17 protein-coding genes are annotated in these 24107 nt (G+C 52.1%); 9 read left to right on the forward strand and 8 right to left on the reverse strand.

Features of this window, described 5'->3' with window-relative positions; genetic code table 11:
* Positions 1-26: 26 nt before the first annotated feature.
* Positions 27-3356: a TonB-dependent receptor domain-containing protein gene (locus QEH52_RS09450; protein ID WP_308949982.1), complete on the reverse strand. Its 3330-nt coding sequence runs from the start codon at positions 3354-3356 to the stop codon at positions 27-29.
* 296 nt (positions 3357-3652) lie between these two features.
* On the reverse strand, positions 3653-4840 hold the full coding sequence (locus tag QEH52_RS09455; RefSeq protein ID WP_308949984.1) for a porin: 1188 nt from the start codon (positions 4838-4840) through the stop codon (positions 3653-3655).
* 442 nt (positions 4841-5282) lie between these two features.
* On the opposite strand from QEH52_RS09455, the gene QEH52_RS09460 reads away from it, so the two are divergent.
* The 6 genes from QEH52_RS09460 to QEH52_RS09485 all read left to right on the forward strand — a co-directional run bounded on the left by QEH52_RS09460 (position 5283) and on the right by QEH52_RS09485 (position 12567).
* Positions 5283-6236 (forward strand): PstS family phosphate ABC transporter substrate-binding protein, encoded by a 954-nt coding sequence (locus QEH52_RS09460; protein WP_308949986.1) that lies wholly within the window; start codon positions 5283-5285, stop codon positions 6234-6236.
* Positions 6237-6350: 114 nt separating this feature from the next.
* Positions 6351-8699, forward strand: a complete 2349-nt coding sequence (locus tag QEH52_RS09465) for an ABC transporter permease subunit (protein WP_308949987.1) — start codon at positions 6351-6353, stop codon at positions 8697-8699.
* A 47-nt stretch (positions 8700-8746) separates the two neighbouring features.
* The gene (pstA, locus tag QEH52_RS09470; RefSeq protein WP_308949990.1) at positions 8747-10444 is read left to right on the forward strand and encodes a phosphate ABC transporter permease PstA; all 1698 of its coding nucleotides are present in this window, start codon (positions 8747-8749) and stop codon (positions 10442-10444) included.
* Positions 10445-10492: 48 nt separating this feature from the next.
* Complete coding sequence (gene pstB / locus QEH52_RS09475) at positions 10493-11290, forward strand: phosphate ABC transporter ATP-binding protein PstB (RefSeq protein WP_308949992.1); 798 nt, start codon at positions 10493-10495, stop codon at positions 11288-11290.
* A 40-nt stretch (positions 11291-11330) separates the two neighbouring features.
* On the forward strand, positions 11331-11969 hold the full coding sequence (gene phoU, locus QEH52_RS09480; RefSeq protein WP_308949993.1) for a phosphate signaling complex protein PhoU: 639 nt from the start codon (positions 11331-11333) through the stop codon (positions 11967-11969).
* 124 nt (positions 11970-12093) lie between these two features.
* Positions 12094-12567 carry a hypothetical protein gene (locus QEH52_RS09485; RefSeq protein WP_308949994.1) on the forward strand — a complete coding sequence of 158 codons (474 nt, stop codon included), beginning with the start codon at positions 12094-12096 and terminating at the stop codon, positions 12565-12567.
* A 119-nt stretch (positions 12568-12686) separates the two neighbouring features.
* Here the strand turns inward: QEH52_RS09485 and QEH52_RS09490 are convergent, their stop codons facing one another.
* Both QEH52_RS09490 and QEH52_RS09495 read right to left on the reverse strand, forming a co-directional pair.
* Positions 12687-13505 (reverse strand): DUF1853 family protein, encoded by an 819-nt coding sequence (locus tag QEH52_RS09490; protein WP_308949996.1) that lies wholly within the window; start codon positions 13503-13505, stop codon positions 12687-12689.
* Positions 13506-13663: 158 nt separating this feature from the next.
* Positions 13664-14467, reverse strand: a complete 804-nt coding sequence (locus QEH52_RS09495) for an Fpg/Nei family DNA glycosylase (protein WP_308949998.1) — start codon at positions 14465-14467, stop codon at positions 13664-13666.
* 138 nt (positions 14468-14605) lie between these two features.
* Between QEH52_RS09495 and QEH52_RS09500 the strand changes: the two genes are divergently transcribed.
* The 3 genes from QEH52_RS09500 (at position 14606) to QEH52_RS09510 (ending at position 17797) form a co-directional block, all read left to right on the forward strand.
* Positions 14606-16663, forward strand: coding sequence for a hypothetical protein (locus QEH52_RS09500; RefSeq protein WP_308949999.1), 2058 nt, complete (start codon positions 14606-14608; stop codon positions 16661-16663).
* Between the two features lie 68 nt (positions 16664-16731).
* Positions 16732-17040, forward strand: a complete 309-nt coding sequence (locus tag QEH52_RS09505) for a DUF3817 domain-containing protein (protein ID WP_308950001.1) — start codon at positions 16732-16734, stop codon at positions 17038-17040.
* A 118-nt stretch (positions 17041-17158) separates the two neighbouring features.
* The gene (locus QEH52_RS09510; RefSeq protein WP_308950002.1) at positions 17159-17797 is read left to right on the forward strand and encodes a DUF2959 family protein; all 639 of its coding nucleotides are present in this window, start codon (positions 17159-17161) and stop codon (positions 17795-17797) included.
* Positions 17798-17802: 5 nt separating this feature from the next.
* On the opposite strand, the gene QEH52_RS09515 is transcribed toward QEH52_RS09510, so the two are convergent.
* From QEH52_RS09515 to QEH52_RS09530, 4 genes are all read right to left on the reverse strand, one after another.
* Positions 17803-18303, reverse strand: a complete 501-nt coding sequence (locus QEH52_RS09515; RefSeq protein WP_308950003.1) for a DUF7000 family protein — start codon at positions 18301-18303, stop codon at positions 17803-17805.
* Positions 18304-18325: 22 nt separating this feature from the next.
* Positions 18326-19195 (reverse strand): AraC family transcriptional regulator, encoded by an 870-nt coding sequence (locus QEH52_RS09520; protein ID WP_308950005.1) that lies wholly within the window; start codon positions 19193-19195, stop codon positions 18326-18328.
* Positions 19196-19515: 320 nt separating this feature from the next.
* Positions 19516-22956 (reverse strand): pyruvate carboxylase, encoded by a 3441-nt coding sequence (locus QEH52_RS09525; RefSeq protein WP_308950007.1) that lies wholly within the window; start codon positions 22954-22956, stop codon positions 19516-19518.
* Between the two features lie 86 nt (positions 22957-23042).
* Positions 23043-24104 (reverse strand): AI-2E family transporter, encoded by a 1062-nt coding sequence (locus QEH52_RS09530; protein WP_308950008.1) that lies wholly within the window; start codon positions 24102-24104, stop codon positions 23043-23045.
* Between the last annotated feature and the right edge of the window lie 3 nt (positions 24105-24107).

Genomic DNA, 24107 nt, shown 5'->3' on the forward strand with positions numbered 1-24107 from the left:
CAGGTGCCAGTTTTGTGACGTACAGGTTAAAACTCTACAGTGCCACTAATCGAGTAGCTGATCCCAGCACGATAACTCTCGTACTCCTTCTCATACCCCTCTACATCATAATACTTTTGGCGCACTGAGTCCGTTATATTTTTTGCCGAGAAAGAGATTTTATAACGATCGGCGAAACGCTTTGATATCGTTAAATCGACGGTATCGTAGCTGGCCTCATATATATCATAATTGGTAATCAACGAAGTCGCCTTCAAAGTATCACTCACCATATAATAAATAAGTGACACACGCACGCCAGACTCTGGATTATCATAAGTCAGATCGAAGTTCAGCAAACTCTCCGGCTGCTCCGTAAGAGCACGCTCATCTGAAACAGGACGCCCAACCGCATTCTTCGATGCGATCTCGATCGGGAAGCGCTCCACAGTACCATCAATATATGTAAAATTCCCTCCAACAGAAAGGTAGTCCAGGCCGGACCAAATAAAGCCCAAGCTCTTACGCCCCTCCAACTCGACGCCGCGCAAGGTAGCCTCATTGGGATTATTATACCAACTATACAAATCCGCATTCACACTCTCGGAACGTGTCATCACATTATAGTCACTGTAATCAAACGGATCAGGATTTGAGACAGTGGACTTAAATGTATCTGCTCCAATTCCATTCACTTTCTCAATGCGATCCTGCACAGTCTTCTGGAAGACTGTAACGCTAAATGAATCACCCGCATCGTTCATATAACTAAAACCAATATCTAAGCTCTCCACCTCCGACGGCTGCAGACTAGGATTACCGACATCTACGTCACTTCCAGAGAAGGATGCGGTCGCATAAGGCGACACCTCGCGCGCAGAGGGCAAAGCGATCGTTTGCGAATATGCAAAACGAAGGTTAATCTGATCGTTAAGACTATAAATCAAACTCAAACCAGGATACCAATCCTCCACTTCGTACCCACCCGAACTCGGACGCCCTGCCAATGGATTACTAGCCCCAGCCCCCTTCAACTTGGTGTCTCCATTCACTCTTACATCTGAGCTATTGCGCTCAAAACGATAGCCCCCGACAATGCGGAATTTCTCAAACAGCGTCTGATCCAACATAAAATATTGCCCTGTTGACTCTGAATTCAGATCCACATCAGCAGCCACTTCGTATCCGGAAGCTGCTAGCTCATCAAAAAACATAAACATCGGGTCACTAGGATCAGTGACTCCCGGCACTGTGGTGTTAGAAGTATCAGACAAATCCACACCAAGGAATGATACGTATTCATCAAAGACACTTCGCTGCGCCTCCGTGCTCAAATACCCGAGCTTCAATTGTGTCTGAAACTCGCCCTCTAAATCACGCTTAAAAGTGATGTCGTATTTATCGCTCTCTTTTTCTTCAATAATCTCACGCCAACTAGCAAATTGCGCTCTGGAAACGCCTGCGGAATTAGCAGATGGCTGCAAAGTCCAATCACCACTATCCAAAAGAATCGCGCGCGTTTGAATAAAGCCAGGTTCATCTTGCGAAGCTCGATCTCGCCCGAGCCCCCACTCAAACTGAACTTCATCAAGCACTTTGCCGTCGAATTCAAAAGTATGATCTCCCAAAACCTGATCACTCACCAATCGACGCTCGGTGTATCTCAGTGTCTCCTGACGCTCAGTATCTAAAAAATCTCCATCATTGGAGAAAGGATCATTCGTATAGCGCTGCCCCATGAGCGCCTCGACTTCATCTTCACTCACGCGCAAATCGAGACGATGCAGACGAATTTTATGTGCCTCATCTAGCTCAAATCCCACACCAAGCAACCACGACAAAGTCGAACTGTAAGTGCTCTCCTGCCATGTACCTTCTTGATAGCCAACAGCACGATCCGGATCCAAAAAGACCTCAGGACTTAATGTATCTGTGCCAGATAAGGCGGCCGCACTCCGAAAGTAGGTCCCGTCCTCAATCATACGAGCTTTACGACTATAATTCACGCCACCGATCACACCAAAACGATAACGATCGGCCCATTCATAACCGTGGCCGGCACTAAGCTTAAAGCCATAATCCATACCTGGTGTCGTCGTTTTCGCGTGATTATCACGCCCGAGCGCGTCGGTAATCGCATTGGCCTCTGCAATTGCAGCATCTTTTTCAGCTTGAGTAATGAAACCACTTGGCGGTGATGTAGGCAAAGGCCAGACCGCCTTGTTTAAATCTTCAGGGAATGACCTCGCGACGTCAGGAAGCGCACGATCTTCAGCCCCATTTGCCCACTGATCCTGACTGGTCACACGACCTGAGGTTAAGAAATCATCATTGCCTGTTGCATTACTATGATAGCCCAAACTGGTGGAAAAATTAGCAAAAAACCCATCGGGTAGTTCTTTAATTTTCATATTAATACCACCAGTCGAAGTCGCCGGTTGGTCTGGCGTAAAAGACTTGGTCACTTCAAGGCCATCAAACAGACCCGAGGGAAATAGGTCCAACTGCACAGCTTGACGATCCGGATCGGGACTTGCAATAGGAAGGCCATTCAGAGTGGTACTTACATAACGATCCCCCAGCCCACGAATCACAGCATACTTTCCGCCAACAACGGATACACCCGAAACACGCTTAATCGCATCACCAATGTCACTGGCCGCAAACTTCGAAAAATCCTCTGCGCTCATGACACTCAAAACAGATTCCGAATTCATGACCAAATCCAACTGCATCATTAGGTTGTTCGCCTCTTCGGCTGTCACAGTGAAATCCTGCAACTCATAGACATCGTCCGACATCTCCGCAGGTCGTGGAGGCAAGGCGAAGGGGAACACACTCACCTCACCACCAGCGATCGTAAAATCCGTCACATTCGCCTCAATGTATCCACCCTTAATAAGACTGAGCGTATACTGCCCCGCCGCAACAGGTCCGAGCGAGTAGCGGCCATCCTCCGCAGTGACTGTGGCGATATCCTCGCCTTCCACCAAGATAGCCACACCTGAGAGTGGCTCCCCGGATTCCTTGTCTACAATCTGGCCGGAAACTAAGCCCTGATCTGCCGCAAGTGTACCTTCATACTCGCTCGCGGTGGCTGAAGCTTCAACAACGGACTGCACCAGGAACTCATCTGCTGCGACCTTCGGTGCCTCCTCGGACGCTTCGCTCGTAGCAATCGATATGCCCTTGGAATCACTTGGCGCACCCCCTCCTTGCAACTCACGCTCACGCAATTGACGTTCAGCCTTCTTCATCTCCTCGACCTGATCCTTGTATTGATCAGGCACTACGATCTTAATCGCTAAAGCTGACTGCGCGGCCAGCAGTGAAGCAAAGAGCACGCGCACGGCACTAGTGTAAATTTTGTTATTCATTGATTCTTCTGGAAAAAAGGTATTGTTGCCGCAGGCACAACAGTGTCCACGGACTGGAAATCACGATCCCTTTTGCGCGCCCCCTAAGCCCTCTCAACAGTAAATAACGCCCTCCTTACAATTATCACAGTGCTGTAACTTTTGTGACCTTTTAGACGCAAATCCGTAACCCATTAGAAACACACACGGGCACAGGTCCGCCTCAATGATACGCACAAGATATGGCTGCACAAAAAAAAGCCCGGAACACGCAATGCGCGTCCCGGGCTCAAAATAAACGAGTGAATTCAGAGTGATTACCAGAGCAACTGAACACGTGCGCGAAAGCCATCAACCTCGACATCTGTGCCGGCATCATCCTCGGCATCGGCCATTTCGTAGCCCGCCATGAATGTTACAGCTTTACTGTAATAATAGTTAGCGCCGAAGTAGAATGAATCGATCTCATTGCCTGCATTCGCACTGGTAGCAAGCGCATCAGTACCCGATGAGGCACGACGGATCAACTCATCCACATCGATATCAAAATCATCGGCCTCGAGATGAGAGTAGCGAAACACTGGTTCGAACTTACCCATCTTATACGACGCACGTAATGCATAGCCGTCGACATCTCCAAAATCGCCCAAGTCCCCATGGAAGTATTCCCCGAGCAAATTAAGCCCTTCAAACTTATAGTTCACATAGCCCGTATACGCGACCACATCATCGCCACCTACTTTGTCATCGCTGTTCGAATTGGCACCCGCATCCACACCGACGGTGAGGCCATCGCTCTCCCACTGCAATCGACCGAAGTAGGCGAGCGCGTTATCAGACTCGGAATCTCCCCAGAGTTTCGTGCCTTCGCCTTGCGCGCCATTTACCAGCGAGACCGCATAGCTGAAGCCTGCCCCAAGATCACCTTGCGCATGAATACCTGTGTGACGTGCAGAGAAATCAATTTGATCTGCGAAAAATCGATTGGCGGCCGAGCGCTCAATCGTTGGCAATTTTGAGGACGAGGAAGTTTCCTCAAATCCGAAGGGCACCTTCTGAAAGCCAAACTGTGCATTGAGCTTATCATCAAATTTGTAACCGAAAGATGCCTTCTCAAAGGCAAAGTCCTCTCCTGCCACATCGAAGACGGACTCCGCATAAAAGCCGTTGTCCAAATTTGCCTTTACACCAAAGAACAAGCGACGGAAGTAAAAGTGATTCGTAGTCGGCGTATCCGATCCATTAACGCTGCCGGCGAGTGAATCGTATTGCCCTTGCAAGCGTCCATTAAAGCGCAGCTTCACAGTCTCTTTACCTTTAGCCGAAATTGAAAATCCCTGATCCTGCTCTTCCAGTTCAGCAGCCACCGACGTGGCTTCATCTTGGGTCAGAACACCTTTTTGAACCAAAAGTTCCAGCAAGGCATCATTAGAAGCCGCAAAGCTAGTAGAACTAAGCAAGGCCGCCGAAATCGCAGTCAATTGTGTGAATGTATATAGTTTCATTGTTCGTGTTTGTAAAATGTGCCATCGCGGCAACGTTACATAAATACCCCCAATTTGTTACAGTTCTAAGCCATTCAAGTTACAGGAGCGTTAACTTTGTCACATAGGCGTGTTTTATTACATTTAAGTGTCATCCAGAACACGAAGAGGTAACCATGTGACACATCTGTAAAACGCACACGGAAATACACCCGCCGATTTACAGCCAAAGCAGACCGCCCAAAGGCCCAAATGAGACCGCAATTCCGCACTACAATTGAGCTAAAGCGTATTTAGCCCCCGAAAAACATACCGCCGGCAGATCCACAAATAGTCACAATATTAACCTTCCTGTAACATAAGCGCCACATTACCGAAACATAACACGCGTATAAAGGGAATGCAGTTAACGAGCAAATCAGCTCGCACTCATTTTAATCACAATAACCGATCACACATACGAATGAACACTACATCCATCCTTCGCGGTCTTACCGCAGCCCTCTGCATGGGCTTTGCTGGGCAGACCAGCAGCCTTGCAAACGTTGACCCGAACTTGCCCGTTTATGAATCTGTTTCAGGCGTATCTGGCAACCTTAACTCGATCGGATCCGACACACTCAACAATTTAATGACTCTCTGGGCGGAAGGCTTCGAAGCGATTTACCCGAATGTTAACATTCAAATCGAAGGCAAAGGCTCTTCAACCGCCCCCCCTGCACTCATCGAAGGTACGGCACAAATCGGCCCCATGAGCCGCGAGATGAAGGGCTCTGAAATGGATGCCTTTGAAGCTCGCTACGGTTACAAGCCTACAGCCGTCGGCACTTCGATCGATGCTCTCGCAGTTTTCGTCAACAAAGACAACCCACTCGAAAGCATCACTTCCGAGCAAATCGACTCTGTCTTCTCCAGCACTTACCGCAAAGGTGGCACACCGATCACCGAATGGAGCCAACTCGGACTTGAGGGCAGCCTGGGCGGTCGCGCACTCAGCCTCTACGGTCGTAACAGTGCCTCCGGCACTTACGGCTTCTTCAAGAAGGTCGCATTGGCTGGCGGTGATTTCTCCTCCAACGTTAAGGAGCAGCCTGGCTCATCTTCCGTGGTGCAAGGCATCGGCTCTGACCTCGCAGGCATCGGCTACTCCGGCATCGGCTACACCACTTCTGGCGTGAAAGCGATCCAGATCGATGGTATCGAACCCACTGCAGAAAACTGCCTCGATGGCAGCTACCCGCTGGCTCGTCAGCTCTTCGTCTATGTCAATCGCGACCCACGCCAGCCCATGGATAAATTGACTTACGAGTTCCTGCGCTTCGTGCTGTCTAAGCAAGGCCAGGAAGTCGTCGAGAAAGACGGCTACTACCCACTACCTGCACCGATCGCGGAACAGATCCTAAACAGTCTTAAATAAGCGTCACAGAATCTTTACGTGGGTGGAGGCCTCTCCACCCACTTTTTTTTTGCTATATAGAGACAGTACCGCTTTTTAGCTGATTCTAGCCTTCAATGATCGCCTAACACCGTTATGAGTTCGACTTCTAATAAACCTTCCGAGGAGCGTTTCACCGTAGCCCGCACCACCCTACTTCTAGACCGCCTGATGACCTGCGTGATCAAGGGCGGCGGTTGGTTGGTGATGTTGACGGTCTTCGCCATCTTTGCCTTCATCTTTGTGCAGATTCTGCCACTTTTCGGGCATCCAGATGTTAAGTCGGTCGGAAAAGTCAAGGTGCCACTGAATGATGTCGCCGTGATGGGCGTCGATGAGTGGGGCGAACTCCCTTTCTTTCTCAGTCAAAGCGGGCAACTCCACTTCACTGACCTGCCACGCGATGTCGAAACCCGCACCTACGAACGTGTCGGTGGCGACCAAACTAGCCTCGCGCTCGGCCCACGCGGTCTGTTTGAGGTCGACACAAAACTGCCAGAGAAGAACTGGACTGCATTTTATTACGACGCCTACAAAGGTGAAATCGCGCTCGGCTCGGAAGACGGTCGCGTCGCCCTGCTGCACCTCGCTTACAAGGCTCAGTTTTTAGCGGACGCCCCGCGTACGGTCGTGCCTCAGGTCAAATCAGAGTTACTGCCGGCGCTCAGCCAGTCGAACGCCCCCGTGCGCCAGCTGGCCTTCTATGAGTCCACCACCAACCGAGCGATCGGCACCTTACAAGAAACTGCAGACGGCGAAACCATCGTCACTCTTCAGACCTATGTTGTTAAATCCAGCCTGTTTGGCGCGCCTAAGATGGTGGCGGACGCACAGATTGACCTCGGTCATGGCATCACCGACGAAAAGCCGGAGCGCTTACTCATCGGCGGGCAAGGCGACCGCATCCTACTCACCACCGAGGGTGGATGGCTTTACTACCTACGCCTCAACAAGGGGCAACTGGAACGCGTGCAAAAGCTGCAGCCATTTGCCGATCTGGAGGACACATCGATCCACTCGATCAACTGGCTACTCGGCAAACAATCAGTCATTTTAACTTCAAAGTCCGGTGCAAACATTACACTCGCCAGCTATCTAGACGAAGCGGCTGGCCAAATTCTTTACACCAAGATCAAGGACTTCCCAGCACTGGATGCTGGAGGTGCCAACGACTTTAGCCCCGCACAGCGCAACCGCGGATTCCTGATCTCCAACGAGCATCAACTCTCATTGCGCTACAGCACCACAGGCGATGTGCGCTGGGAAACCGATACCGACTTCCCACTACAGAAGATCGCGCTCGGCCCACGCTGGGATTCAATTTTCACCTTCGACGCACAACAAAACCTACACGTCTACGCAGTCGACGACCCGCACCCAAACGCGGGTGCCAAAGCCTTCTTCGGCAAGATCTGGTATGAGGGCAAATCCGAGCCTGAATACGACTGGCAGTCGTCCAGCGGCACCTCCGACTTCGAGCCTAAGCTCTCGATCGTGCCGCTCTTCTTCGGCTCGATCAAAGGCACCTTCTACGCCATGCTCTTTGCCATGCCGATCGCGATCTTGGCAGCCATTTACGTTTCGCAATATCTGAAACCGGAAGCGAAGCGCTACATCAAGCCTGCCATGGAAATCATGGCCTCGCTCCCCTCCGTCGTGCTCGGCTTCCTGGCAGCACTTTGGCTGGCACCTTTAATCGAAGATCGTGTGCCCTCCATCCTGCTCATGCTCATTGCCGTCCCACTCAGTGCCGCCATGCTGGGCTACTTCTGGGGACGCATGCCTCAAACCGTGCGCAACCGCATACGCCCGGGCTCGGAATGGATGGTCATCCTGCCAGTGGTACTGATCGTCGGCTACCTGTCTTGGCAACTCGGCCCCACTCTGGAATCGGTCTTGTTCCGCGTCTATGATCCAGACCTCGGCGTCAAAGCTGGCAACTTTCGCCTTTGGTGGACAGAAACAACTGGCGTTAGCTTTGAGCAACGTAACTCCTTAGTGGTCGGCCTCATGATGGGCTTCGCCGTGATCCCGATCATTTTCACTATTTCCGAGGATGCGCTCACCAATGTGCCGCCTTACCTCACCTCTGCTTCGCTGGCTCTTGGCGCCAGCCGCTGGCAGACCACTTGGCGCGTCATCCTACCGACAGCCTCACCTGGTATCTTCTCCGCCACCATCATCGGCTTCGGCCGCGCGGTCGGTGAAACCATGATTTTGCTGATGGCTACGGGTAACACGCCGATCATGGAGTGGAACATCTTCAACGGCATGCGCACACTCGCGGCCAACATCGCGGTGGAACTGCCCGAAGCACCACAATACAGCACCCTCTACCGCACTCTTTTCCTCGGTGCGATGGCGCTCTTCCTCCTGACATTCATACTGAACACGATCGCCGAAGTCACTCGCCAGCACCTGCGCGAGAAATACAAGACGATCTAGAGTCAGCGCCCGCCACATCACATACAGGCAAACCAGCATTTTTTCTCATGCCAAAATCGCAGCACAGTTTTACATCGATCCGCCCCAAAGGTGAAGCCCTCGTTTGGTTCACCGGCATGGGGCTCAGTGTCGGCATCCTCCTGATTATCGGGCTACTCGGTATCATCCTCAAGAACGGCCTCTCCATGTTTTGGCCCGACACCATCTACGAGGTACAATTGGTCGAGGGCTCAAACGCCGGCCCTCGCAACGGCCAAAACTTCGCCGGCGCCATCGCACTGGAACGTCATAAGCGACTACAAGAAGCGACCAATGCTGGCCTGACCAGCGAATTCCAGTTCTTCGCAGGCAACAAAGATGCCTACGGGCAAATGTATCACTACGTCGATGCCGACCAAATCGTGACGGACGCAACGGGTGAACCCTTATTTACACCGGCTCCTGGCATCCTCCAATTAGAGCGTATCGAGTTCGGGGATGCACTCGGCTTCCCGCTCGAAATCCAACTCGCCGATGGAACTACAATCACTGAGCCAGAAGCACTGAAGGCCGCACTATTCAAGACGATCGAGGAAAGCAACGAACGCTTAGAAACCTATACCAAGATCGAGAAGAAACAGATCGGACGCATCAACAGCAAGATGGAATCCATCCGCCTCGAGCAACGCGCACTGCGCGAAGAGCTGGGCGAGGCTGCCGCTGAAACCTCGCCGCAGATTCAAGAACTAAACGAGCAGCAAGCGGCCTTGCAGGCGCAATACACCGAACTCGCAGCGGAAGCCCGCGAGCTGCGCGAACGTCGTCACCAGGACTCGCTGCTGCTGCGTCTAGCCACCGGCGAAGAGCGTCGCATCAGCTTTGAAAACATCACTCAGGCACACTTCCCCAATGAAATGAGCCTGCCAGGCAAAGTTGGCTTCTTTCTGAAGCAGATCTGGCGCTTCATGTCCGAAGCCCCCCGTGAGGCGAATACTGAAGGCGGCATTTTCCCCGCGATCTTCGGCACCTTTGTCATGACACTGCTGATGAGCCTGGCCGTGATGCCCTTCGGTGTGGTCGCCGCCATTTACCTGCGCGAGTATGCCACCCAGGGCGTCATCGTACGAGCTGTCCGCATCTCGGTTAACAATCTAGCCGGTGTGCCCTCCATCGTTTATGGCGTCTTCGGACTCGGCTTCTTCGTTTATGTGCTCGGTGGCAGTATCGACGAACTGTTTTTCAGTCATAAACTCCCCACCGCCACCTTCGGCACCGGCGGCGTCCTGTGGGCCTCCCTCACCTTGGCACTCATGACTGTGCCCGTCGTGATTGTCGCCACAGAAGAAGCACTCTCGGCGGTGCCACGAGGCATGCGTGAGGCCGCGCTCGCTTGCGGCGCTTCCAAGTGGCAAGCGATTCAACGCATCGTGCTGCCCGCCAGCGCGCCCGGCATCTTGACAGGACTCATCCTCGCCATGGCACGCGGCGCAGGCGAAGTCGCACCACTAATGCTGGTGGGCGTGGTCAAACTCGCACCAAGCCTGCCCCTCGATGGCGAATTTCCTTTCGTTCACCTCGACCGCAAATTCATGCACCTCGGCTTCCACATTTACGACCTCGCCTTCCAGTCGCCCGATTCCGATGCCGCCAAGCCGATGGTCTTTGCCACGACACTCTTGCTGATCGTACTGGTCATCGTACTCAATCTAAGCGCTATCACGATCCGCAACCATCTTCGTAAAAAGTATAAGGGCGACACCTTTTAAGTCATCGCACGCGACGCTAACATAAATAGAATTTAAACATTTTTTGCAATGAGCCAAACACCTGAAACAACAAACGCCCGAGCAGACTTCGAGCCCTTCATCCAGATCAAAGACAATTACAACTTCTGGTATGGCAGCACCCAAGTGCTATTCGATATGAACCTCGACATACCAGAAAAGCAAGTCACCGCCTTCATCGGTCCCTCTGGTTGTGGTAAGTCCACGCTGCTACGCAGCATCAATCGTATGAATGACCTAATCGAGGGCATCCATCACACAGGTGATATCACGATTGCGGATCAAAGCATCTACGATCCCAGCCTCGAAGTCATCTCGCTGCGCAAGCGCATCGGCATGGTCTTCCAAAAGTACAACCCTTTTCCTAAATCGATCTACGAGAACATTGTTTTCAGTCTCCGCATTGCTGGCCGCAACAAGAAGTCCGAACTGGACGAAGTCGTTGAGCGCAGCTTACGCGGCGCCGCTCTTTGGGACGAAGTCAAAGACCGTTTACACGAGAGTGCGCTCAGCATGTCGGGTGGCCAGATGCAACGTCTCTGTATCGCCCGCGCCATCGCTAACAACCCTGAGGTCATCCTAATGGACGAACCTTGCTCCGCACTCGACCCCATCGCTACAGGCAAGGTCGAAGAACTCATCCATGAGTTGAAAAAGGACTATACTATTGTTATCGTTACGCACAACATGCAACAAGCCGCACGCGTCTCTGATCGCACCGCCTTCTTCTATCTTGGCAAACTGATCGAATATGATGTAACGGATAATATCTTCATGAAACCTAGCAACGAACAAACTGAAGCCTATGTTTCTGGTCGCTTCGGTTGATTGAAAACTCTGATCACAACTCCCCCTCCCTATTGTAACCATGAACCGCTACTTCCACAAAGAACTCGAAGAGATTCGCAGTAAACTCATTCTCATAGGCGAAAAAGCCAACGAAGCAGGCCGCTTAGCGGTCGAAGGCTTCATCGAGAGCGACCTCGAAAAGACACAAGCCGCCGTCAAAATGGACGATGAGATCGACGATCTCGAAGTCGAAATTGACCGTGCTTCCGTCCGTTACATAACACTGCGTTCTCCCGTCTCCAGCGACGTGCGCTTAATCTTTGTGGCCATCAAAGCCAGCCATGACCTAGAGCGAGCAGGTGATGAAGCCCACAGCATTGCAAAAAAGACACGCACAATCCTAACAAGAGATGGAAAGGTAAAAAACCCTGTCGAGATCGAGAAAATGAGTGCTCTAGCATTCGCGATGATGCGCGACGCGATCACCTCGCTGCTAGATGAAAACCTTGAGCTCGCTCAAGGCATCATCAAGCGCGACAAAGAAGTCGATCGCATCAATAAAGAAAACTACACCACGCTCTACAACGAGATGAAAGGCGAACACGGAGATTCATCCACGCACGTAGAAACCATTCTCATTTCCAAATCAATTGAACGCATTGCGGATCACGCAAAAAACTTGGCCGAAGAAGTGATTTACCTGCTGACAGGCGAATAGTCACTTTGTACTGTCAATTTGGCTTTGTTTGTGCTAGTCACACCTGTGTCGGTCACTCACGCTGGAGTCCTTCCAGCAATATCGACGCACAACTAACATAAATAAACTCGAATATTCAGTCACTATGGCTAAGAAAAAAACAACTAAGAAAGCGGCCAAAAAAGTTGCAGCCAAAAAGGCTGTCAAAAAAGTAGCCGTCAAGAAAGCTCCTGCAAAGAAGGCAGCCAAGAAAGTAGCCGCTAAGAAAGTAGCTGCAAAAAAGGTAGCCGTCAAAAAAGCAGTTAAGAAAGCAGCACCTAAAAAGGCGATCCCAGCTAAAGCACCTGCCAAGACAGTCGAAAAAACATCCATTATCGCTCGCGTAGACGTCGGATTCGGCAACAGCCTCTACGTTCGCGGAGAAGGCGCAGGCCTCTCATGGGACAAGGGTATTCAACTCGATAACGTTAGCCCATACGAATGGTCCTTCGCCAGCACACAAGCTAAAGGCGATGTTACCTTCAAATTCCTCATCAACGATGAGATTTGGGCCGAAGGTGAAAATGGCACTGTAGCCGCCGGCGATACATCTATCACCTCACCGGTTTTCGCTTGGTAATTAAGCAAAGTTATACGCTTTAGATAACGAAGCACCGCTTCCATAAATTTACAAAATCCCGCCAATAAATTGGCGGGATTTTTTTTGCATTATATAAAATACCCCTCTGAGCGATGCCCTCACTCCCCCCAGGAAGGTGGCACCAAGAAATAAGGCTCCGTCGAATCAGGCAGACAAAACAAAGTACAACGCTCTGTGGCCAGTTTGTGTAAATGCGCTGCGGAAACGACTTCTAGCTGCCCCTTGGCCTGCGGGCTCAACTCGACAGGCCAGAACGCTTTCGGAATGATCCTGACTTCAGTGCACTTGGGAAAATACTGCGGCCACTCACTGAGGTATAGCCATCGGCCCAGTCGTGCAGTGGCCGACATAAAATCCAGTTGTGGAAACTCTGCCCACCCCATCGGTAGAAAAAGACAGCCGTAAATGAGTTGTCGCGTTTCGATGGCTTCAATCCCAAAACGCTGGCGTAAGAGCTGACGCGTTTCCGGCAAGCGACTCAATTGCAACTGATGCCTGCGCAGACGCTCCAGCTTGCGTTGCCAATTGTCGCGCGGGTCCGGCCCGGGAAACTGCCAGCCATCGCGCCCTTTGACTGCGAGATAAAATTTAACTGCCAACTCCAAATGCAGATACTGATCCTGCACAAGATCGTGCAAGAGGAAGTCCAGCTCCCCCAAGGTGCGCCCGCTCTCGGCGAAGACCTGCAAGTGACTCGCCAACAGCTCAAAGTCAGCGGACGATTCCAAGAGTCGACCGAGCGCTTGCTCGTAGAGGTGCCCCAACTTTTGGTCAAAGCGAAGCGGCTCAACAGCGCATGCGCCCGTGGAGCCCAATCGCGAACGATCCAGCACCGCCGCCTCCGGCAGGTCCCCGATCAAGAGCGGCGCCGAACGAAGGCTTTCGAGGATGAGTTGAGTGGGCGTCGCAGCGATCATTACCCCCAATAAGCGACCTATTTAAAGCAAAACTTCAATATTCTTTCCTGCCAAGCCCCCCCGGTTCAGAGAACCGAAGCTACAACTCCCCGGTTCAGAGAACCGAAGCTACAACTCCCCGGTTCAGAGAACCGAAGCTACGCGACTTCCTACTTCAGCTACTTCTGGCAGCGTGGACAATGGTAGGTGCCGCGTTGGCCGAGGACGGTTTTGACCACAGGCGTCTTTTTGCAAAGTTGACATTCTTGCTGGTAGAAAACCACCAGGTTTTGCACGCCGGTGCCCTTGTCGCCTTTAGTATCACGGTAGCCACCTCCAAAAGCGACGCCGCCGCGGGTGATGGTGCCGTTAATTACCGTCGAAACAGCGCGATAGAGTTTATTGATTTCCCGAGTGCTCAGGCTTTGGACCAATCGATGCGGCAAGACTCTAGCATGCGCGCAAATCTCGTTGGCGATATAATTACCAGTGCCCGCAAAGAGCGACTGATCCAGCAGCGAGACTTTCACCGCCCGCTGCGGATAGCGCAGCAGGCAGGCCTTAAAATAGCGCGCGGTAAATTCAGGCGACAAGAGATCGTGCCCCAGCTCGGCCAGCTTCGCGGCGGCCCGTGGCTCGTCGTATAAATACATGTGTCCGAAACGGCGCGGATCAACATAGCCGAGGTAGCCGGAATCGCTGGTAAATTGCACATGCGTATGCTTGGTCGTGATCCACTCGGACGCGATCAACCATCCGCCCGACATGCCGAGATGGCTCAACAAGTGGCGGCCATCGTCGAGCATGAAATCCAACAGCTTCCCCTTGCGCTCGACTCTTAGCAAACTGCATCCTACCAGGTGATCCATGGGCGTGTGCACAATCGAATCCGCGACTCGACTCAACGAGCAGCGCTGAATGCGAAAAGGCATGATCGCGTTCAGCTGGTCTTGAATGGTTTTAACTTCGGGCAGTTCCGGCATAGCTAGAAGTGCAAAAAAGGCTAGCGTGTGTAAACTGCAAGTAGAATTGAGCGACTGCGCTCTCACTCGGGTCGCATACACACATGACAGCCAACTTCCTAACCTTGCCTAACGGGATATAAATCATAAGGTATCAGTATGAAATCTATAGCTAGCCTCTTCTCCGCATTGATTTTGGGAGTTTTACTCGGCCGAATGGCTTTCCACGAATCCAGCAAAACGATACGGGATACCGAACTCAACATCCAAGACGCTGAAGAAAGCTCGGCTATAACCGAATGGCAAGCATCCCCCCCAGTATTAGCCTCGGAGTCCTCGTGGAACAATATCTACTCGACGATGACGCGGATCGATCAATCTGATGCACAAGGCTTAGCGAGTATCGCGGTCGCGCTAACAGAACAAACCGAAGCACCCATAGCTAAGACCGCGCTTGAAATGACCGTGCGACGCTGGGCTGAGTTGGATCGGGACGGGGCGCTAGAATTTGCCAAGTCACACCTGCAGGCCACAGAGGAGAGCCCTGCCCTATCAGCCATCTTAAGAATATGGACGAGCGAAGACAGTCAGGCAGCTTGGATGTATGCCACAGAATCAGGAACAGATTCGCGGCTAAAGAAGAAGATGCAGCAGACAATCATTAGTCAGCTCGCCATTACAGATCCGCTGCACGCACTCCACTTAATGTCACATAGCGAGCTATCAAGCGTGCGAAACGATTCCGCCCTGATCGTATCGATTTTCCATCAACTCGCCACAGAGGATGCCGAAAGCGCGATCATCGAAGCGGATCAGTTAACTACAGCTTCCAAGCGTGATGCTTATGGTGCCATCCTCGCCTATTTAGGAGCCAACGCCCCAAGCCGCGGGCTCGAACTACTAGAGACATTGCCAAATACGGCATCCATAGCTTGGAGCTATCAGCAGAGTTTTGTGAGCAGTTGGGTGAAGAAGGACCTCCAAGCGGCAGGGCGCCAGCTCATAGCGATGGAGTCTTCCGAGCTGCAGAATCAACTGATTGGCGCGTTTATGAGTCGCGCAGCCTATCGTGACATCGATGCGACGCTTGAATGGGCAGAAAAAAATAATCAGAATCCTGCGCTCGATCATGGCTGGCGCTCCTTGATGTGGGCATTGGCTCGCTCCGATTTGGATAAAGGAATCGCACTGATTTCTAACGACGGCCTAGTCACCCCACAAGCGCGTGATGGTTTCCTTAAATCGTGGTTAACCATAAACCCACAAGAGGTCGCCAACTGGAGCCAATTGCATTTAGACTCAAATGAAATTACGGATATTTTTCGCCATGATATCAGGCAAATCACACAATCAGCTCCCAGCGCAGCGATGCAACTCATCGATTTGATGTCTCCGGGCGATGCCCGTGACAGCGTCATACAGCAAAACATCTATGGGCTCGCAGCCGCAGATACGATGGGCACCCTCAATTGGGTACTCACACAACCAGACGATGCGATCCGCCAAGCTGCCCTTCAAAACGTCATCGGCTCTTGGGCCAAGATAGAGCCCGAACAAGCCGCAGCATACACCTTTGAGAATTTTAGCGAAAACAGCATATTGCTTGTAGATCTAGCTAAGTCGGTTGCAAGCAACTGGGCAAAACATGACCCTTCCGAAGCACTCATCTGGGCAAGAGCAATCAAAGCAGAAGAGATCCGTCAAGAAGCCGTGGGCTACGCTTTGAGCGCTTGGGCAAGAAACGACAATACTGCGGCGGGCAATTATATCCTGGCCATGCCAGCCGATGAGGCTCGCTCAAGTTACATCAGACGACACGTTTTATTTACAACAAAAGACAATCCTCAGAAAGCATTGGAATGGATCGAAGCTCTGCCCGAACAGGAAAAAACAGACTCCTTGACACAGAGTTTCGTCGCGGGCTGGGTGGGCGAAGATTCACTGGCCGCCTCCGAATGGGTCAACAGTCTCGCAGAGGGCCACCAACGAGATGTCGCAGCCACCGAGCTGGTCGGTCAAATTTATCAAAAATCTCCCAAAGACGCACTCCCCTGGGCCTATTCGATCGAGAATGAAAAGTTACGCAATCAAGCACTCGGCAACATCGTCAGTGGAGCCAGTCGCTTGGATCAGGCGGTCGTCCAAGAAGCAATTAATGCGATGACGCTACCAGAAAAGCAAATGAAGTGGTATCGAGAACGATATCTCAAAGAATGACAAAGAAATCTGGCTACGCATGCCAGGTCATTTGACTTTACTCGATTTATCGTATCCAACAGTGCGCTATGTTTCGTTTCGACAGCACACTTCACCGCCTGCGCTCCGTAGGCACCTGGGAAGCCATCTCCTCGATCTTGCTCTTCGGCATTGCGATGCCGCTTAAATATATTTGGGGCAACGATGTGCTGATCCGGCCAATCGGGATGGCACACGGCATTTTGTGGATGGCCTACGTAGGCTTTGCCTTACTGGGTCAGCTGGATTACAAGTGGTCGTGGAAACTCACCGGCTGGCTACTGGTCGCCAGTATCGTGCCGGCCGGACCACTGTTCGCCGACGCAAAGTTGCTAAAAGCTTACGAAGCCAAGGTGTAGTCACGAGCTTCCAGCTTGTGCACGGGTGCTGCAACCATCTCCGACAAGCTGGAAGCTTGTCACTACGAACGCGCTCTATGAAGTTGCAGTTTCGCTGAATCGCGCCACAGTTCGAACTATGAAAGTATTTTATGCGATCGTTTGTGCTGCGATGATTTTCTCTGCCACTGGCTGCCAGTCGGTTTATTATGCCTCCATGGAGAAGCTCGGCATCGAAAAACGTGAGTTGATGGTCGATCGGGTGGAAGACGCCCGCGATGAACAAGAAGAGGCTAAGGAAACTTTTGCCGACGCACTCGAGGCCTTCACCGCCGTGACGGAGTATCAGGGCGGCGATTTAGAGGCGGTTTATAGCAAAATCAACGCGGCCTACGAAGACAGTTTGAAAGCCGCCGAGCGCGTCTCCAAACGTATCGACAAAGTCGAGTCGGTGGCCGAAGCACTCTTCGCGGAATGGGAACAAGAACTGGAGTCCTACCAAAGCGCTAGCCTGCGTAGCTCCAGCCAACGCTCACTGCGCGAGACCCGCGCCAGCTACAATGGCATGGTAACTAAGATGCGCAAAGCCGAAGCCAGCATGGCCCCCGTGGTCGAACTGTTTCAAGATCAAGTGCTCTACCTGAAGCACAACCTGAACGCTCGCGCGATCGCCGCGCTGGATGTGGAAGTGGTCAAAATCCAAGAAGAAGTCGCCAGCCTGGTCAAAGAAATGGAAGCTTCTATCGACGAAGCCAATGCGTTTATGAGTCGGCTGTAGACAGCTCAACTCGCGTCCACTGCATTCAAAGACGCGACAATCTCACGCTCAAAAACAAGGAGCCCCTGCGTGAGCTGCTCCGTCAAACGGGCTTCATCGGCCAGCGAAAAATCATCGGACAGTATCGCTTTCACGATAGCTACATTCCCCACAGCGGGCTCAAGCAGTGGATGCTGATTGTATCCAGCTTGCCGTAACAATCCCCAATAACATTTGCCCACATCGCGATTGCGTGCGGTGAGCCAAACTTCAAAGTTAAACGTTTCGTAATTAAAAAGAACCGTCAGCTTGAGATCACGCTCCTTTAGCGGCTCTGGAAAAAATGCGAAATGAGTGATATCCAAATAGCCTTGGTAAATTCCTGACACCTGCCGTGGACCATGTTGTTCAGCCAAAGCAGATCGCAATCGCGCCATGTAGGATACGATTCCCTTATAGGCATTTCGAATGGAGCCCTCTTTTAAACGGGCACGTAACTCTTGAATGTCTTGATCAATATCACTCATTTCGCAGCTCTCATTAGATTAGTTATACTTTTTCTTTGAGTGGGATACAGATGTCGACCAACCACTTCCCCTCGGGGTGCTCCATTCCATTATTCTGATAGAGCTCAAAGCAAGGGCCATCTCCGGCCTCGAATCCGCTATCGCACAGCCAGACAAAGGCATCTTGCCAGGCCTGCTGAAATGCATCCTCCGTCACTTCGGCATGATGCACCACATAGGAGCCTCCACGGATTGTCTGAATACAGACCTTCCCCTCTGCGGCGGTGCCAGCGGGCACCATGATGCAGGCATCAAAACGGCATTTCTCCGCCGGCGTGACCTCGGGGTTGTCCCAATAGATTGCCAGCATCTTACCGGGAGCGATTAAATTGCGAGGTCCCGCATACTCCATTAATTCGATAAATGCCGGCTGGCAGGTTTCTTTGCTATAGGCCCCCATCCGGCGGACATAGGCAACTTCAGATTCAGGTAGAACTTTAACTTCTGTATTCATTTTCATTTTCTTCGTTAGTTTGGATAGATTCTTTGTGACTGAATCTACATCATACCTAATTTGGAAAAGAGATGCGTTTTCGTTCTTGCTGAGCCTGTGTCCAATCTTGCTATGACGATACTCGGTGGGGCTAAGGCTAAAGTGCTTACGAAAGGCTTTCGCAAAATTCTGCGAACTAGAGAAGCCGCACTCTATCGCGATGGTGGTGATATCACCGCCCGGCGTAGCAATCAAACGACTGGCCGCGGATTCCAGTCGTAGACGACGCGTAAAGCTAGCAACCGTTTCACCAACGGAGGCCTTAAATATACGGTGAAAATGAAAGGCAGAAAAGGAAGCAGACGCCGCGATCTCCTCCAGTGAAAGCTCACGCTCAAGATTCTGGCTGATAAAATTCATCGCGCAGCATATGCGCTTCTGGTAATCGACAGTCTTGGGCTCCATGAATGTTTCGTTGTTTTAAGGCTTACAGCAATTGAAGTCACGAGAGTATAATGAGATGCGAAGCGCCATTGCAAGCGCACGGCGCAGAGCCTTTTACCTAAGAGGCTGGACTGATTCTGTGCCTAAAAGGTTGGAGTTCCGTCTCTTGACACGGCGTAGCTCGGAGAGCGTAGACGGTTTAGACGGTCGCGTCGTGCCAGCCCGCTCACACAAAACAGCCCCTGACCGCGATGCGCGATACAGGGGCTGCTGAAAAACTACGACGGATCCGACGACTAGCGTAACTTGACCAAGAGGTCCTTACTTTCGACCTGGTCGCCGGCCTGAACTTCGACTTGATCGATGATGCCGTCGGCGAGTGCGTAGACGGTCGTCTGCATCTTCATGGCTTCCAGAATAGCGAGCTTGTCGCCCTTCTTCACCTTGTGGCCCACGGTAGCTGTCACTGCACTCACCATCGCAGGGATGGGTGCACCGACTTGCATCTTGTCCGCAGAGTCGGCTTTGACGCGGCGCTTAGTCTCGGACTGAATCGAGTGGTCCTTGATGACACACTCACGGGCACGGCCGTTGAGCTCGAAGGTGAGTGTGCGCAGGCCTTCTTTATCAGGCTCGCTGACGTAGATGAGTTTAATAATAAGCACTTTGCCCTCTTCGATCTCGACCGATATTTCCTCGCCGGGCTTGAGACCGTAGAAGAACGCGGGAGTCGGCAACACGCGGGCGTGCCCATACTCGTTGATATATTTGACCAGATCCTTGAAGACCTGTGGATACATCAGGTATGCGTAGAGATCATCGTCGTTGCATTCGCTGCGCTTAGTGATCGCCTTGACCTCTTCGCGAGTCGCCGCGAGATCGACTTTTTCGGCACGGGCGCCGGGGCGGCCTTTGTAAGGTTTGCGATCACCAAGCACGACCTTTTGCACATCCTTGGGCCAGCCGCCCTTGGGTTGGCCGAGGCCACCGGAGAGCATGTCGACCACCGACTCAGGAAATGCAGTGCCGGGCTCGAGGTTGACCATATCCTTGGGCTCAACGCCCTTGGTCAGCAGGAACATGGATAAGTCGCCCACAACTTTGGAAGACGGTGTGACTTTGACAATGTCGCCGAGCACTTCGTTGACCTCGTGGTAGTAACGCACCACTTCCGGCCAGCGTGCGCCGAGGCCGAGGGCGCGGGCTTGCTCGCGCAGGTTGGTGTATTGACCGCCTGGCATTTCGTGGCGATAAACTTCGGCACTGCCAAACTTGGGGCTGGTGTCGAAAGGCTCGTAGTATTGGCGAATCGCCTCCCAGTAGATGGAGAGGTCGTCGAAGAACTTTTGATCCAGACCGGTATCGCGTTTATCGCCGCGCATGGCGTTGATAATCGAGTTCAGGTTGGGCTGTGCGGTGAGTCCGGAGAGCGACGCGATCGAAAGGTCGACCGCGTCAACGCCTGCTTCGGCTGCCTTGATAATAGACGCACCGGCGATACCGCTGGAGTCGTGCGTGTGGAAGTGCACTGGCAGCGCCACTGCAGCGCGCAGGGCCTTGATCAGTTTATAGGCTGCGTGCGGATGGCAGAGGCCGGACATGTCCTTGAGCGCGATGATATGAGCACCCATTTTCTCCAGCTCTTGGGCCATTTGGACGTAATACTCGAGGGTGTATTTGTCGCGGTCGTCGTTGAGGATATCGCCGGTGTAGCAAATAGTAGCCTCACACACGGAATTGGTATCCTTGCGAATCGAGTCCATCGCGACCTTGAGGTTCGGCAAGTAGTTGAGCGAATCGAAGACGCGGAAGATATCCATGCCGCACTCAGCGGAGTGCTTGATGAAGCCACGGATGACGTTGTCCGGATAATTGGAATAACCGACCCCGTTGGCGCCGCGCAGCAACATCTGAAAACAGATATTGGGGATGCGTTCCCGCAAACGACGCAAGCGCTTGAATGGATTCTCATGCAGGAAGCGCATGGACGTGTCGAAGGTGGCACCGCCCCAGCATTCGAGACTGTAGAGTTTGTCACCGTGTTGTGCGATCGCGTCGGCAACTTCCAGCTGATCTGAGCTACGCATGCGTGCGGCCAGCAGTGATTGATGCGCATCGCGCATGGTGGTGTCGGTGATCAATAGGCGCTTTTGCTTACGCGTCCACTCGGCAAATTTCTCGGGGCCGTGCTTGGTCAGGTAGTCCTTAGTGCCCGCGGGTTTAGGCTGCTTGGGATCGTAGTCAGGAACGATCACAGGCAAATCCATCAGCGGCACGGGACGGCCTTTCACTTGATCGTTGCCATTAACGATGGTCTCCCCGAGCAGCTTAAGTAGCTTGGTGGCACGGTCACGGCGGCGGCTGAAGTTAAAGAGCGCCGGCGTGGTATCGATCAACGTCGTGATGGCCTCCCCAGTGAGGAAAGTATCGTGGTGAATGACGTTCTCAATGAAGGGGATATTAGTCTTCACGCCACGGATACGGAACTCACGCAGCGCACGGTCCATACGCTGGATCGCGAGCTCAAAGGTGCGCGCGGAAGCAGTGAGCTTGACCAGCAAGGAATCGTAGAAGGGAGTAATCACAGCCCCGGTATCGCCCATGGCGCCGTCGAGGCGAATGCCCAGGCCGGCGGCACTGCGGTAGTTGACAATCTTACCGTAATCAGGTGCGAAATTTTTCTCAGGGTCTTCCGTGGTGATGCGAGCCTGGATGGCGTAACCGTTACGTGGCACATCCTCTTGCGCAGGGATGCCGATCTCGTCGCTAAAGAGACTATACCCCTGAGCAATGAGGCACTGTGTGCGCACGATATCGATGCCAGTAATCACCTCCGTCACCGTGTGCTCCACCTGAATGCGTGGGTTCATTTCGATGAAGAACCACTCGTGAGTATCCAGATCCAACAAGAACTCAACAGTGCCGGCATTGTAGTAGCCAATGGACTTGGCGATCTTGACGGCCGCATCGCAGAGGTCTTTACGCACATCATCAGGAAGGCCCACCGAGGGTGCGATCTCGATGACCTTTTGGTGACGACGCTGCACCGAGCAGTCGCGCTCGTGCAGGTGCACAACGTTGCCCTGCTTATCGCCCAAGATTTGAACTTCGATGTGTTTCGCGCGCCCAATATAGCGCTCAAGAAAGACCGCATCATTTCCAAAAGCGCGGCCTGCCTCGCCCTGTGCTTCGTCCAGCAGCGGAATTAAATCCTTAGGATCTTTCACCACGCGCATACCGCGCCCGCCACCACCAAAGGCCGCTTTAATGATCAACGGAAAGCCCACTTTTTTCGCGATTTTGACTGCTTCGTCGCGATCACTAATGGGGTCCTGCGTGCCTGGCAAGGTCGGCACCTTTGCCTTTTCCGCAATCTTACGCGCTTCAATCTTGTCACCCATGCGTCCCAAAAGCTCCGCGCTGGGGCCGACAAAGGTCAGACCATTTTCCTCACAGGCACGCGCAAAATCAGCGTTTTCCGAAAGGAAGCCATAACCGGGATGAATCAGGTCGACGCCCTTCTTCTTCGCCAAATCGATAATGCTCGGGATATCCAGATAAGCCGCCACGGGGCCCTGCCCTTTACCCACCAGATACGCTTCATCCGCCTTGAAGCGGTGCACGCCAAAGCGATCTTCATTCGCATAGACGGCAACAGTGCGATAGCCCAGTTCGGTTGCACTGCGAAAGATACGTACAGCGATCTCGCTGCGATTAGCGGCTAGTAATTTCTTCATAGGGTAGGATCAATGATAGTAGTAATATGTGGTAGGAAAGGGAGAGAAAAGCAGCGCATCCGCGCTGTCAATAGGAGTCGGAACTCCTAAGACTCCAGCACTTCTTTTTTTACACCACTAACAACCTCTCCATTACCCGACAATAAGATCGCCACCGGACGAGTCGCAGGAAAATACGAGCAAACGATCATAATAATCACCGTAATCGGCACACAGAGAAACATCCCTGGAATCCCCCAAATTGAGCCCCATAAGCCCAGTGAAAGCAAAATGACAATCGGGCTGAGATTAAGACGATTCCCCATCAGCTTCGGCTCCAGCAAACTACCAATACAAAATTGTACTGCCGTCAAAACCGAAACCGTAACGATGAAGGGCCCCAGCGTCTCAAACTGTACCAGTGTTAACATTGATGGAAATGCGGTGGCAATAATCGAGCCGATGGTAGGAATGAAATTGAGCAAAAAGATCAGCACCGCCCAGAAACTCGCAAAATCCACCTCTACGATCTTAAGCACAAAATAACTAATCAATCCAGTCGACGCGCTGGTGAGCACTTTGATCCCCACATAACTGCGTATATCCGAACGCATCTTATCAATCAACTCAAAGGCATCCTTCTGCCGTTCGGGATGACGAATGATCGCCTTCATCTTATCGCCGAACGTGCGTTGCTCCAAGAGTAGGAAAATCAAGTAAACCGTAATAATGCCCATGCTACTGACCAGAGCACGCACCGTCGCCCCAAAGCTCTGCAAATAGGCACCAAAATCTAATTGGTTCAGAAATTCGCGAATATTAGGCACCTCTTCCGCACCAAAGAGCCGATAGCCCTTATAAATCAACGCTTCGAGGTTCTTCTGATACACTGGAGCCACCTCAATCACACTCTTAATGTTCACCGTGATCAACTGCACCAAATAAGACAAAGAAAGTAAAATGATCCCAATCGCCAATATCATGGCAATCGGCTTAGGGACAGAAAAGCCATGCAGGCTCGGTGAAGCGATGGCGTGCGCCAAAATACTAATCAAATAAGCGACCGCTCCCGCAATAACGAGCGGTAACAACAAAGTCTGCCCTAAATAGAGCAAATAGAAGGTCAAAAAGACGATAATCATCGCCATCGCGACACGCTGTATTTTCATAAG

It is taken from the genome of Thalassobacterium maritimum, from assembly GCF_031127805.1.
In the GTDB taxonomy this organism is placed as follows: Bacteria; Verrucomicrobiota; Verrucomicrobiia; order Opitutales; family Coraliomargaritaceae; genus Thalassobacterium; species Thalassobacterium maritimum.